This window comes from Chitinivorax sp. B (assembly GCF_005503445.1).
Taxonomy (GTDB): Bacteria; Pseudomonadota; Gammaproteobacteria; order Burkholderiales; family SCOH01; genus Chitinivorax.
Window position 1 is genome coordinate 96,950 of record NZ_SCOH01000001.1, and the last position, 13,786, is coordinate 110,735.

Below are 13,786 nucleotides of genomic sequence, written 5' to 3' on the forward strand. Positions count from 1 at the left end.
TTGAGCTTGTGGTGGTTTGGGTCGCATCAAGTGGGAAGGTCTTAAGGCGGGGACAACCTGACGGGCTGTGATCCCATGAATGATGAGGGTAGATTGCTGCCGAGATTACTGAAGGGGGTGGGGCTCATCCATGTGAGATAGCCTGTTGTTGGACAGTGCATTAATGTCTCGCGTGTTTTTCTGCACCGTGATCGCAGCGAACAGGCTCATGGTGAAGGCAATCCCGTAAAACCCTTTTTCGCTGAGTGCCAGCGTGGCATTCCATAATCCAATGACCAATAGAAGGATTGCTGCTGCTACTGAAACCAAGCACATACCATAGTAGGAACTGGTAACGGGAATACCTTCTTGCCGATCCCTTACCGTTTTTTGCATCGATACCACGGCAAACAATCCATAAAGCAGCACGATCAAATAGTAGCCTTTTTCATTGAGCTGCATGGTGGCATTCCACAACCCAACCAAGTAAGAGAGCGAACCGACCGCCAGCGCAAGCCAGGATGCGGCGACGAAGGCGGACGATGGGCGAGTAGCCGATGGGTGCATGGCAAAATCCTTTAGTGGCATTGGGATGATTAAGCCAAGCATAGTCAATCTTTGGCATTTTGCTGCAGTGCGCTATGTGATTTGAGCGGCGCAGGGAGATGGGGTAAAGGGCCGCTGTTGCTCTCCCCAGGTATGGTGATCTGGAGCCGAGATGGCCAACATGCTTCCATTTGTAGGGATGAGATCAGGTCCGAAAGGAGGTAAGGTGCTAGGGTGAATTGATTTGGCTATTCACGTGGCTGGGTTGTTTGTCAAGAGTGCCTTCTTGGCGACTTCATAACAGTCGTTTATGTGCGAATTCCCAATCAGTCTCATGGCTGCGAAGCTGATTGACGCTGATAGGGCCTGACCAAGAATGGGCACGAACTTGGCCACAGACTTGGTGGTCACCCGAATGCCAATTCGTTGAAGAACCTGGAGCACCAGTTGTTGGGTGATCATTTTGCCGACCAGCTCACTCCCGATGCTGGTGATGGTGACAAGCAATAGCTGTTGTAGTTGTGGATTGAGCTGATCCATCTGGTCAGGGGATAACCCAAACTTTCGATTGATCATCGGAATCATTTCGATCAGCAAGGTGACGTCTGCCCCAAGGTCGATACCTGGGATCGGTACAATGGCCGCGCCAGCAGACAAGCTTGCGCGCTTCATGACCAGTGATTTGCATTCGTCGCGAACCGCGTTGAGTTCATCTATGTTCTTTGGAAGCATTACTCCCCCTTATGATGCGACTGGGCTGTCAGGTTGGTCGAAAAATATGGACATCTGGTACCCAATGTTTGTCACGCAGTGTCGTGTCAATGATGCTTGCCTTGGCACCGCGAACAAAACGCAGTGCGGTGGTTCTGGTTAGGCGCGCAGCCGAAGATGGTAGAAGGTACGACAGGTTTGCGTAACAACCCCTGAAGAATTTTGTGAGTAGCTCTTATTATTGAGCCAGATCCGTCAAACAAAGTTCAGCGAATGACTTGCAATCCTCACTGGCCAAAGGATGTTGTAAAACCATCCTGAGCGCTTCGGTGAAATCTACCTCGGATACACCGCCGGATATGGATCGTTCCGATCCATCCATTCGCATGGTTCGATTGAGCCAGCCAATGACCTGGATGCTGGGCTGGCGGTGTAACGAATCCAGCAATTGCTGGGAATAGGCCCCGACAGGCTGTGCTTCAATCAACGTACCAAAAGGGCCTGGGCCGCCATAATCCAGCTCGGGATATTGCTCAATCAGAGTCAGAATATGAGTAAGGACTTGCTGATAGTCATGTGTTGATAAGGCCGTCTGTTGAGCATAAGCGGAGTCAATCACAATCCATTTGTCGTACTTCGCGCTGGCATCGGCTGCCGCTGACGTCAGTATCGCAAAAATTGCATCAAGGTCGTTATTCATTCGGTGCTCCTGAGGTGGGGAACAAAAAAACGGCACGTTATATAACGTGCCGTTTTCGCTGTAATCAGCCTTGCTTACATGCGCGCGATCATGGCATCGCCGAATGCAGAGCAGCTGACTTCCTTCGCGCCATCCATCAGGCGAGCAAAATCGTAGGTCACGACTTTATCGGAAATCGCAGCTTCCATCGACTTGATAACCAGGTTTGCGGCTTCAACCCAGCCAAGGTGACGCAGCATCATTTCTGCGGACAGGATCAGTGAGCCAGGGTTCACCTTGTCTTGGCCAGCATACTTCGGTGCAGTGCCGTGGGTTGCTTCAAAGCAGGCGTATTGGTCGGAGATATTGGCACCTGGGGCGATACCGATACCACCAACCTGTGCAGCCAGCGCGTCGGAGATGTAGTCGCCGTTCAGGTTGCAGGTTGCGATTACATCATATTCCGCCGGACGCAACAGGATCTGTTGCAGGAATGCATCGGCAATGGCGTCTTTTACAACGATTTCACGGCCAGTTTTCGGGTTCTTGAATGAGCACCATGGGCCGCCATCGATCGGTTGAGCACCGAATTCATTCTTCGCCAATGCGTAAGCCCAATCACGGAAGCCACCTTCGGTGAACTTCATGATGTTGCCCTTGTGAACGATGGTCACGCTCTTGCGATCGTTGTCGATTGCATACTTGATTGCAGCGCGAACCAGACGCTCGGTACCTTGCTTGGAAACCGGCTTGATACCGATACCAGAGGTTTCTGGGAAGCGGATCTTCTTCACGCCCATTTCGTTCTGCAGGAACGCGATGACTTTCTTGGCTTGGTCTGATTCAGCTTGCCATTCGATACCGGCATAGATGTCTTCAGTGTTTTCACGGAAGATCACCATGTTGGTCAGCTCAGGGTTCTTCAGGGGGGAAGGCACGCCCTTGAAGTATTGTACTGGGCGTACACATTGGTACAGATCCAGTTCTTGACGCAGTGCTACATTCAGCGAACGGATGCCGCCGCCAACCGGGGTGGTCATCGGCCCCTTGATCGATACGGAGTATTTCTTCAGTGCGTCGAAGGTTTCCTTCGGCAACCATTCGTCCGGGCCGTAGATACGGGTGGACTTTTCGCCGGCGAAGACTTCCATCCAGTGGATCTTCTTCTGGCCGCCGTAAGCTTTTTCAACGGCAGCGTCGATTACTTTGATCATGACTGGGGTGATGTCGATACCGATACCATCGCCTTCAATGAAGGGGATGATGGGGTTGTTGGGAATCGCTTGGCCGGGAACGATTTGTGCGCCGCCTTGCGGTACCGTGATATGGGAAGTCGTCATGCCTGCTCCATCTTATCGTGATGTTGAGGGGTTGAGTTACAGCATCGGGCGTCGAGACGGCGCGGAACGGCCGTAGAGAAATCCACAGGGGCGATACGGCTTGGCACCGTCATTCTGCAGCGGTAGACTGGGCAGATGTCGCTCGACATTTGTTTCGGTTTATAGACCGTCAATGCTGGAAGGGGTAGGCGAACTGACAGTAATCCTGCGTTGGTCTGCCCGCAGTGCGGTGATGAGGCAAGCTGCTTCGATCATTCACCCACGTAGCTAAACCACTGCCCGCTGCGCATAACCCTGTTATTATCAAGCAACCGCTTGAAACGTGCCATTAGTAAATGCCCGAGTTGATTTTACTCAATAAACCCTACGGGGTAATCTGCCAGTTCTCGCCACACGAGACACATCCGTCTTTATCGTCTTTGATCGATATTCCCGATGTGTACCCAGCAGGTCGGCTGGATACCGATAGTGAAGGTCTGTTGTTGTTGACTAGCGATGGTCGATTGCAAGCCCATATTGCAGATCCGAAACACAAACTGCCAAAGACCTATTGGGTGCAGGTGGAAGGCGTGCCGACCGACGAAGTACTGGATCAACTGCGACGAGGGGTGGATCTGGGCGATTTTGTTACTTTGCCGGCAGAAGTGCGGCGGTTGGAAACGCCTGACCTGTGGCCACGTAATCCGCCGATCCGGGTGCGTAAAAGCGTGCCGGACAGCTGGATTGAACTGGTGATTCGGGAAGGAAAGAATCGTCAGGTACGGCGCATGACCGCCAAAGTGGGCTTTCCGACACTGCGTCTGGTACGTGTTCGCATTGGGGATTATTTTGTGACGGATTTGGCGCCTGGCGAGTGGCGACGTGTACAGGTGGCGTTACCGCCACTATCGCGCGGTGTGTCTGCTGATAAGCCCAAGGCAGATCATGGCACGACACGGCGGGGGCATAAGCTGCGTACTCGTTCAACCGCTCAGCGTCGATGAGCTCGGAACACTGTTTGAATAACGCTGGCCCGTCAGGGCTGTATCGCCAATTCTTGGTAATGTGACAGGTATCGCCCGACATGGATCGCAACGCCCAAACTGCTTACACCATCATGGATACGCCCAATACCATTCATCCCATTGCCCGCCGCATCGCGACCGCGCTGGTAGAAGGCTTTGATCGCCACTATCTTTTGTTTCGCCAATGTTCTCGAGAGGCCAAACAACGTTTTGAGCAAGGGCAATGGCAATCGGTACAGCTGGCGGCCAAGGAGCGTATTCAGTATTACGATGATCGGGTGCAGGAGTGTGTTGACCGGTTACATATGGAATTCAAGGCGGATAGCTTGGGTGAAGGCATCTGGCAGCAGGTGAAGTTTCACTTTGTCTCATTGTTGGTTAATCACAAGCAACCGGAATGTGCCGAGACCTTCTTCAATTCGGTGTGTTGTCGCATTTTGCATCGGGATTACTTCAACAACGATTTCATCTTTGTCCGGCCGACCATTTCGACCGAGCATATCGAATCCGACCCACCAACTTATCGCAGCTATTATCCAAGCCGCCTGGGGCTACATAAAACCATCCGTCAGATCGTACAGGATTTTGACTGGCAAACGCCGTTTGCAGACTTGCAGCGAGATATCAGCTATGTCGTCCAGGCATTGAAGGAGCATTTGGGAGATTGGCCGGAAGCAGAGCCGAATTATCAGATTCAGGTACTGTATTCACCGTTTTATCGGAACAAGGCTGCTTATGTGATCGGTAAGGCGGTCAACGGCAATCTGGAGTATCCATTCTGCGTGCCTGTCCTGCACGATGAACAAGGCAAGTTGTATATGGATACCATTTTGCTGGATGCTCGACGAATCGGTGTGCTGTTCAGCTTCTCCCGGGCGTACTTCATGGTGGATATGGAGGTGCCCAGTGGCTATGTCCAGTTCTTGCGTACCTTGCTACCAACCAAGTCACGTGCCGAGCTGTATACAATGATTGGTTTACAGAAGCAGGGTAAGACCATGTTCTATCGTGACTTCATGCATCACCTGCGGCATTCGCGCGATGACTTGATTATTGCTCCAGGTATCAAAGGCTTGGTCATGTTGGTATTCACGTTGCCTTCCTATCCTTATGTATTCAAGGTGATCAAGGACTACATTGCACCGCCTAAGGAAGTGACCAAAGAGATTGTCGAAGCCAAATACCAATTGGTCAAGCAGCACGACCGTGTGGGTCGTATGGCGGATACGCTGGAGTTTTCCAATGTGGCATTCCCGCGTGAGCGTTTCACGCAGGAATTGCTTGAGGAGTTCCGCAAGATGGCGCCGTCGCTGCTGGAGGAAAAGGATGACAGTATTGTCATTCGCCACTTGTATATTGAGCGTCGGCTGACACCACTCAATATCTATCTGGAGCGCGGGACCCCAGAGCAAGTGGAACATGGTATACGTGAGTATGGCAACGCCATCAAGGAGCTGGCATCAGCCAATATCTTTCCTGGTGACATGCTGTTCAAGAACTTCGGTGTCACCCGCTATGGTCGTGTGATCTTCTACGATTACGATGAGATCGAATACATGACGGACTGTCATTTTCGCAAGGTGCCACCAGCGCCAACACCTGAGTTTGAAATGGCTAGTGAGCCATGGTATCCAATTGCCAAAAACGATGTCTTTCCAGAAGAATTCGGTTCCTTCTTGCTAGGCGCGACAGGGGTACGCAAGGTATTCATGCAATACCACGCCGACCTTTTCAAGGCTGAGTTGTGGCAGACCAAGCAAGCGAAGATTCGTGCCGGTTTTATCGAAGATTTCTATCCCTATCCGGAATCGTTACGTTTTGGGAGGCGCCATGGCGGGATCGGGCAGGAGGATATTGGATGAGGTACGGGGAAAGGTGTAGACCGACTCCGATAGCCAAGGCTGCAAAGTGAGGTGGGTTATGGGGGCAATCAGTTGTTCTGGTTGCCGGGCCTTGGGGCTGTTGGATCGAACCATAAGTTTTTTTCCTTCAGTGGTGTGGCTGGAGGTAATGACCGATCAATGATTTCGATGAAACGGCGTTGATGTAATTTTGCTTCACGGATGGCATCGCCGTTGTAACGCCAGAATATTGCGTCAAAGCTGCCATCCTTGATCATGGTCCGCAGGCCTTGTTCCAAACGTCTTGCCAGGCGAGTGTTGGTTTTGCCGACAAAAAAGTAGTAGGCATTGGGATAGTAAAGCACAAGGCGTTGTTCGATTGCCAATGTTGGCAGTTCTTTTTTGTTGGCCTCGTACTCTGCAAATACCTCGTTCAGTCCACGAGGGAACATGTCGATCCGGCCCAGTGCCGTTAATTTGAACAGGCTCTCATAGTTGCTGACCGAGACCGTCAAGCCTGCATTTTTGAAGACATCGGTACTGACCCAGCCATTGCCTGTGCCGATCACCACCTTTTTCAAATCCTCCAGTGAATGCACATTATCGAAAAAAGGTTGCTTATCGTGTGGAATCAACGCAATTTTGTAGCCAAGAAGGCCTTTACGTAGAGGAATACGGACTGGTAAAAAGCGATCTTCCAGTTCTTGCGATGTCGCACTCCAGATAACCGTCAATGCCATCCCGCGTTCAAGCGAGGCGAACTGTCTTGCCTTGTTCATGACAACCGGCGCGGGGGCCAGTGTATAGCCTCCAAAATCCGAACGGGTACGTTCCAGTGCGCCTGTCAGCAATTCCAGCTTGTCATCATGGCGTACATCGTTGGCCGATTCTGCAGCAGGATAAATCACTTGATCATCAGCCAGTACGAGCAGGTTGGGCAAGATCAACATACTGATCAGCACAAAACCACTACGTTGGCGTGAGGGGGGAAGTACGGCAACAAAGCTCATGAGTAGTCAATCAGTCCAGAGAGGACAAAAACGAAACCTGTGTGCTGGCCTGCTTGCGAGGTGCCCACGCGGCTGGGTGACTGCCTGTCAATGCCGCCATTAATTCAGTATATGCGGAAAATGGTTTGTTGAATCAATTGCACATGTCTAAAGGCAGAGGCTGTTCTATCGCAATGCTTGTTGAGGGGCAGCGTCAAGGACGTGAAAAAGGCCGCACTTGGCGGCCATGGTTCGGCTAGTGTCTACTTTATACCAATGGGGATGGGATATGCTCAATCACGGGTGTAGCCAAAACCTTGTCAATGCGCTTGCCATCCATATCGACAACTTCAAATCGCCACCCTTCCCAATCTGCATAATCACCAGTGACAGGCACTCGGCCCAGCAGCAACATGATCATGCCACTGAGCATATGGTATTGGCCTCGGTCTCCCTCTGGAACGGCTTTCAGTTCCAAGCGGTCTTTCATCTCCGGAATCGGGATCGCACCGTCGAGCAACCATGAACCGTCTTCACGTTGTACCGCCCAGGCATCTTCAGCATTGCGAGGTGTGAATTCACCTGTGACCGCTTCCAACAGATCGCGTAATGTGACAATCCCGCCTATCTCACCATACTCATCCACGACAAAGGCAATCTGCATGTTATTGGCACGAAATTGCTCAAGCAATTCCATGCCGGTCAATGTTTCCGGCACGAAGACACTGGGTTGCAGATTGGCTATGAAATTGGGTGCTTCACCTTTCGCCGTGTAGGCCAGCACTTGCTTGGCGTGAATCACACCAAGCAGTTTGTCCAACCCGCCTTCGCAAACCGGAAAGCGTGAATGTTCGGATTCAACCAACCGGCGCAGATTTTCGGTATCTGGTAAGGTGGTATCCACAAATACAACGTCTGAACGAGGGATCATCAACGAACCCAGTTTGCGTTCATCCAGACGAAAGACATTACGGACCATGGCATGTTGGTTCTGTTCGATAACACCCGCTTCAGAGCCTTCATCCAGCAGGGCGTGGATTTCTTCCTCAGTGACAATATTGCTGCCATTTTGCCGCACGCCCATGAGACGGAGCAGTGTGTGGGTCGACAATGACAACAGCAGGACAAATGGTCGTGTCAGTGCTGCCAACACCTGCATTGGGCGTGCAACCAGTCGTGCAATCAGTTCCGGGCTGATTTGCCCCAGCCGCTTGGGGACCAGTTCACCCACGACGATCGAGACATAGGTCACGATAACCACAACGATGACGGTGGCGCAAACGTCAGCGATGTGTTGTGCCAAACCCAGGCTTTGCATCCAGTTTGAAAATGGCGCGGCCAGGACAGCCTCACCGACAATACCATTTAAAATACCAATCGAGGTAATGCCGATCTGTACCGTTGACAGAAATCTTGTCGGATCTTCGCCAAATTTCAGTGCGATTTCTGCCGCACTGTCACCTTCGGCGGCCATTTTCATCAGCCGTGCCTTACGTGCTGTGACTAGTGCGATTTCGGACATGGCGAACAGACCATTCAATACAATCAGACCAAACAGGATCAGGACTTCCATGTGGCCTCCTGGCTGGCTTGAAGCTTAGACAATGTCGTGCAGGATGAATGATCCGATGAGATAACGAAGTGGCCAATGGCAATCAGAGCGATTTGCCGGTATGAAGGGCGCGTGATCCAATAACTTCGACAACTGGCACTTTCCATATGGGAGCCGGGCGATTGCCCGATCATTCCTTTCAATTTTTCAAGGGAAGGCCATGCTACGAAGTGGTTGCCATGATGTCAAATCACGGCAGTGGTCTGGATTGAGGTGAGGATGGGTATCTGCATCGTGATACGGCGATGACCGTTTTGTGTCGCTTGGGTTGGCATGGTCGATAATCCGGTGAAATACCGGATTATCGACCGACGATGTTGTCTATACAGGACAGCATAGATGAGCAAGTGTCATCATGTGCCGGACCACAGGAGTACGCGTTGCTGGATTGGGCCAACTGGGTCAGCTACTGTCGCACCGGCTCCCCAGATGCGGTCGTTGCGGGTGGCGTTATCTCCCATGTGGGCGTACATTGCTGTCACATAGATGGTTGGGCCATTCGGGGCACTGAAGCCATTGGTGGATGGCTGGATTTCCCAGGCAGCTCGGAACCAGGCATCGATGATGGTCCAGCCGGCCAGGGCCAGCTCAGTGACACGGGAACCTTCGGTGGTATTGTCATAGGTGACTGCGCCATAGCCAAGGAAGACATGTAAGCCATCGAAGATGCCGCGCCACCGATCGAAGGCACTACCAATTCCTGTTGTGAAGTGATTGCTTTGATGTGGACCACACGCAGCGATTACCATCCATTCCAGGTCTTGTTCTCCATATCGATCGTTTGGACTCCCGGCGATGGCACCGACCTCGGTGTAGTGCAGGAAGGTATCATTCGGTGCATTGAACACCCAACCATCTGAATTGGCGTGTCCTGTGTAGAACGCAAAATCCACTGCGTCGACATAGACATCATCATTGGCATTCCAGTCAGATTCCCAAGCGTTTCCCTCACCCCAGTTGAACCGGATGGTCCAACCTGCTGACGAAAGTCTGTTGACGAAGCCTTGAGCATTGGCTTGGCTGCCAGGCAATCCTTGACTGGCACCGATCCAGGAAGTGCCACCTTCGTTGATTGCATCATCTGCACTTAAGGTATAGATGGCTGTCGGGTTGAGCTGGAAACCGCCAATTGTTTCGCCAAGATTGACAGCTCCGATTTCGGGGAAGGAAAGTGCTTGTCGTTGTTCGACCGTGGCCAATTGTGGAATGTTGATCCGAGGGCCATACCGGGTTGCGGCAATGATGGCATTACGTAATGGCACTCTATTGCCAGCAATGTTGGCCTCTGCCTTCACGACCCAGACAGGCGCCAGATATTCCTGTTTTTCAAAAGCTGGTGCGGAATAGTAGGCTAGGAATGATTCTGTACGTAACAGTCGCAGCTTTCCAGCGGATTTCCTGAATTGGGCTTCTGCCTCGGCTCGTGACAAGATTTCCTCACGGCTGACCACGCCTGTAATGGGGCGCCATACACCGTGGTATCCGATCACCGCACCTTGATCGCCTACTGCAACCTTGTATTTTCCACCGCCGCCGACAACTGGCAGGGTGCGGGCTTGGCCATGAGGTGTGCTGATCACCATGTCAACTTGATAGTTGGCCTGTCGGTCCAGAATGGTTTTGGTTGATAACGTGCTATTGGCGCCTTCCGTGGCCATGCCGGTTTCGCTGAATCCTGCAAACGATACGCGGACATTGGGTTGGTTGGTTGGTAGTAAATTAAGCCGATTGATGAATTGGTCTGCAATGGATTTTGTATTTGCCTGATCGGGCAACTGAGGCCTGAGATTGGGGTTCCAAAGTTGGGTGGTGTCTCTTGCAAAGATGCCACCGCTTGCTTTTTGAAATTCCACTTCTTTGTTTGCAACACGCTGAACGACACTGTGCTGTTTATCTTGAATTTCTGCTGAAAATGGTAACCGGCCGCCATGCAAGCCGGTCAATACAGCATTGGCCTGACTGTAATTGATTTCCGGTTCGGCCAGTTTGAAAACAGGTAGCTGCTCTGCCATGAGTATCGATGGTGAAAAGCCGATGCAAATTGCCAGTATGCAGCATTGCCTGTACTTGATTACTTGCCTGCGTTGTTTCTCTTCCGTGCTCATGATTGGCTCCTGAACTCAGTGACAACAGATGTTGTGCGCAAGCACAACCCGTTACACACATCATTGGCGGATGACAGGCCAAATGCTTGGGTAGAACCTTATGGATCCGATAGGTGGCAGGCATCTGCCAGCTTGGTCATGTCGAATTGAATGTGTGTAATGGAATGTACTTGGGCCAACGTAAAAATGGCTGGCAGCCATTGTGGAAAATTGAGTGGCTGAGTTGAACAATATTGGGGTCTGTTACGAGGTGCATTGATTTGCTGAATGCAAAATGCTGCAACTATGAATGAATGCAATTTATATTCCACGTAAATTAAAAATTTGTTTATTTGATATATCGAATTTTGTATGAATATTTACTGGCGATGCATAGTGGATTATCTCGATGGCTGGTAATGGCTGATTGTTGTTGGTTGAATTTAATCCGGATGAATTGAAGTGTAAAAAAGGTTGACATTTATTGACGGACTTCTTGAGAAGTCTGTTTTGTCTCGGTGCTTGATAGGCAACGTATCTGGCAATTTGGCCACGCTGCAAGTTCTGGCTTGGGGTTGGAGATCGATACTGTGTCGTAAGAAAAATCGACAGTGTATCCACCACTTGTTTCCGGGGGCCAGGTGGTTAACCGAAAGATGAGCACTTGACAAGGGTATGCCACATTGCGTGTTTGCTAATTTATTGATTTCGTATGTTCGTATTTATGTAAGTATTGGGTTGGTTGTTGCTTGCCTGAAAAAATGCGCGACATATTTTAAATTATGGGTTTGTGATATTTGTGATTATTTGGTCTAGTCTTAATAGTGCATACATTCGATTTTTCATGTGTTGGGCAGTCTATTTGCAAGCAATATGAAACGAATGCGTCGTTGATCGTTGTGTGTCTATGGCACGCCTGCTCTTGGATGATTGTATGGGGCAACGCGCGGCATTGATTTTCCTGTCGGGCTATGGAATGTACAACCGTACAGCCAGGCCAATGACAACGCACCATGCAAGGTGGTGGTTATGTTGACCAGGGGATACCTCCATATGGCTAGCGGGCAATCAAATCGTTGGTGCAGGGGTTTTTCACCCTATCTGGGATTTGTCATGTGTGGGCTTGTCAGCCAGCCGGTATGGTCTACGCAGCATCAATCGGACTCGATACTGGATTTGTCGCTTGAGCAACTGGGCAATATCGAGGTCACATCCATCTCCAAAAAATCTGAGCGTCTGGCGGATGCTGCTGCTGCAATTTATGTAATCACCAATGATGAAATTCGTCGTGCTGGCGTGTTTACCTTACCTGAGGCATTAAGGTTGGCGCCTAACCTACAGGTGGCACGCATCAGTGCGTTCGATTATGCCATCAGTGCCCGTGGGTTCAATGGTGGCAATGCGAACAAGCTGCTGGTGATGATTGATGGCCGAACCATCTATTCACCGCTGCACTCCCTGGTATTTTGGGATGCACAAGACGTCATGCTGGAGGATGTCGAGCGCATTGAGGTCATTAGTGGCCCGGCCGGTACCGTATGGGGGATCAACGCAGTCAATGGTGTCATCAACATCATTACCAAGTCGGCCAATGACACCAAGGGCAACTTGGCGCAACTACAGGCAGGGCAGAGCGGGGATAGCTTTTCCGCCCGCCATGGTGGTGTATTGGAAGCTGGTGGCTACCGGCTATATGCCAAGGCCTTTGGCATTCCGAATAGTGTTCGAGGCGGTGGTGCCGTTTACGATGACACATGGCGGCACTGGCAGGGTGGGTTTCGTACTGATCTGTTACGCGATGCCACGCAGATGACGATACAGGGAGATATTTACCGTGATGTGATCAAGCGGGAGATGGCAGATCACGCACGTAACCAGGGTGGCAATTTGCAAGCGCGTTGGCAGCGAAAGTTCGATAGTGGCGCTACCTTACACATCCAAGGTTATTACGACTATACAAAGCGCTATACCCCGGGCGTTTATGCCCAGCGTTTGAATATGGCGGATGTGGACGTGCAGTATGCTTTTTCAGCCGACCAGGATAAGCAATGGATCGTTGGGGGAGGGTATCGCGTGGCGGATGACAAAGTGGTGAATTCAGCCCTGCTGGCTTTCATGCCGGCACAGCGCACATTGCAGTGGGCCAATTTGTTTGTGCAGCATGAGCGACCCGTGGCGCAAGATGTACGGCTAATTGCGGGTACCAAGGCGGAGTACAACAGTTATACGCATATTGAGTGGTTACCCAATCTGAAGCTGGCATGGCGGGCAACACCCAAGAGTCTGCTTTGGACATCAGTTTCCCGTGCAGTCCGAGCACCTTCCCGGGTTGAAGTGGATTTTTATGTGCCTGGTCAACCGCCTTTCGTGTTGTTGGGCGGGCCGAATTTCCGTTCCGAAGTGGCTAATACCCTGGACTTTGGCTGGCGATTTCAGGGGCATCGGATTGGTCTGACGGCAGTTGCATTTACCGGGAATTACAAAAGATTGCGTAGTGCGGATCTGCAGCCGGGCGGCCGTACCATTGAGTGGGGTAATGCGTTACATGGACGGGTCAGTGGCTTGGAAGGATGGGCCACCTATGAAGTAAGGGAAAACCTCTCAGTTGATGTCAGTGGCGTATGGTTACGCGAGCGTTTCAGTGGTGTGGATGTTTCGCAAATGCCGCCGGGAAATGACCCTCGAACCCAGTGGAAGCTGGGTGCAACATGGCGTCTGGATGACAGTAAGTCGCTGACGGTCAAGGTACGCCATGTTGGGGCATTACCCGCGCCACATGTTCCTTCCTACACAACGCTTGATGCGCATCTGGGTTGGCGTTTATCGCCAACGGTTGAACTTGGTTTGAGTGGTCGCAACCTGACCGATCCGCGTCATCCGGAATTTTTATCACGAGCTACGCCTGACACCAGCGTCATTCAGGTCAAGCGGGCTGTCGATCTGGTCGTCACAGTGAGGTTTTGATGGGAACTGTACGGCAGCGAGCATGCCATTCTTGTCT

At 51.3% G+C, this 13,786-nt stretch carries 10 protein-coding genes; 3 read left to right on the forward strand and 7 right to left on the reverse strand.

What is annotated here, in order from left to right; translation table 11 throughout:
• Nucleotides 1–105 precede the first annotated feature (105 nt).
• The 4 genes from yiaA to icd form a co-directional block, all read right to left on the reverse strand.
• Nucleotides 106–588, reverse strand: a complete 483-nt coding sequence (yiaA, locus tag FFS57_RS00500; protein ID WP_249383839.1) for an inner membrane protein YiaA — start codon at nt 586–588, stop codon at nt 106–108.
• A gap of 189 nt (nt 589–777) precedes the next feature.
• Nucleotides 778–1,257 (reverse strand): hypothetical protein, encoded by a 480-nt coding sequence (locus tag FFS57_RS00505; protein ID WP_137935785.1) that lies wholly within the window; start codon nt 1,255–1,257, stop codon nt 778–780.
• A 217-nt stretch (nt 1,258–1,474) separates the two neighbouring features.
• Nucleotides 1,475–1,936, reverse strand: a complete 462-nt coding sequence (locus FFS57_RS00510; RefSeq protein WP_137935786.1) for a hypothetical protein — start codon at nt 1,934–1,936, stop codon at nt 1,475–1,477.
• 74 nt (nt 1,937–2,010) lie between these two features.
• Complete coding sequence (icd, locus tag FFS57_RS00515) at nt 2,011–3,255, reverse strand: NADP-dependent isocitrate dehydrogenase (RefSeq protein WP_137935787.1); 1,245 nt, start codon at nt 3,253–3,255, stop codon at nt 2,011–2,013.
• A gap of 335 nt (nt 3,256–3,590) precedes the next feature.
• On the opposite strand from icd, the gene FFS57_RS00520 reads away from it, so the two are divergent.
• The gene (locus FFS57_RS00520; RefSeq protein ID WP_137935788.1) at nt 3,591–4,238 is read left to right on the forward strand and encodes a pseudouridine synthase; all 648 of its coding nucleotides are present in this window, start codon (nt 3,591–3,593) and stop codon (nt 4,236–4,238) included.
• Between the two features lie 113 nt (nt 4,239–4,351).
• Nucleotides 4,352–6,121 carry a bifunctional isocitrate dehydrogenase kinase/phosphatase gene (aceK, locus tag FFS57_RS00525; protein ID WP_137935958.1) on the forward strand — a complete coding sequence of 590 codons (1,770 nt, stop codon included), beginning with the start codon at nt 4,352–4,354 and terminating at the stop codon, nt 6,119–6,121.
• Nucleotides 6,122–6,189: 68 nt separating this feature from the next.
• Here the strand turns inward: aceK and FFS57_RS00530 are convergent, their stop codons facing one another.
• The 3 genes from FFS57_RS00530 to FFS57_RS00540 form a co-directional block, all read right to left on the reverse strand.
• Nucleotides 6,190–7,110 (reverse strand): substrate-binding periplasmic protein, encoded by a 921-nt coding sequence (locus tag FFS57_RS00530; RefSeq protein WP_137935789.1) that lies wholly within the window; start codon nt 7,108–7,110, stop codon nt 6,190–6,192.
• Between the two features lie 247 nt (nt 7,111–7,357).
• A complete protein-coding gene (locus tag FFS57_RS00535; RefSeq protein WP_137935790.1) occupies nt 7,358–8,662 on the reverse strand; it encodes a hemolysin family protein in 1,305 nt (434 codons plus the stop codon).
• A 392-nt stretch (nt 8,663–9,054) separates the two neighbouring features.
• Nucleotides 9,055–10,713 carry a DUF6345 domain-containing protein gene (locus tag FFS57_RS00540; protein ID WP_137935791.1) on the reverse strand — a complete coding sequence of 553 codons (1,659 nt, stop codon included), beginning with the start codon at nt 10,711–10,713 and terminating at the stop codon, nt 9,055–9,057.
• Between the two features lie 1,185 nt (nt 10,714–11,898).
• On the opposite strand from FFS57_RS00540, the gene FFS57_RS00545 reads away from it, so the two are divergent.
• Nucleotides 11,899–13,749, forward strand: a complete 1,851-nt coding sequence (locus tag FFS57_RS00545; protein WP_171013467.1) for a TOL_0244 family TonB-dependent receptor — start codon at nt 11,899–11,901, stop codon at nt 13,747–13,749.
• The last annotated feature ends 37 nt before the right edge of the window (nt 13,750–13,786 follow it).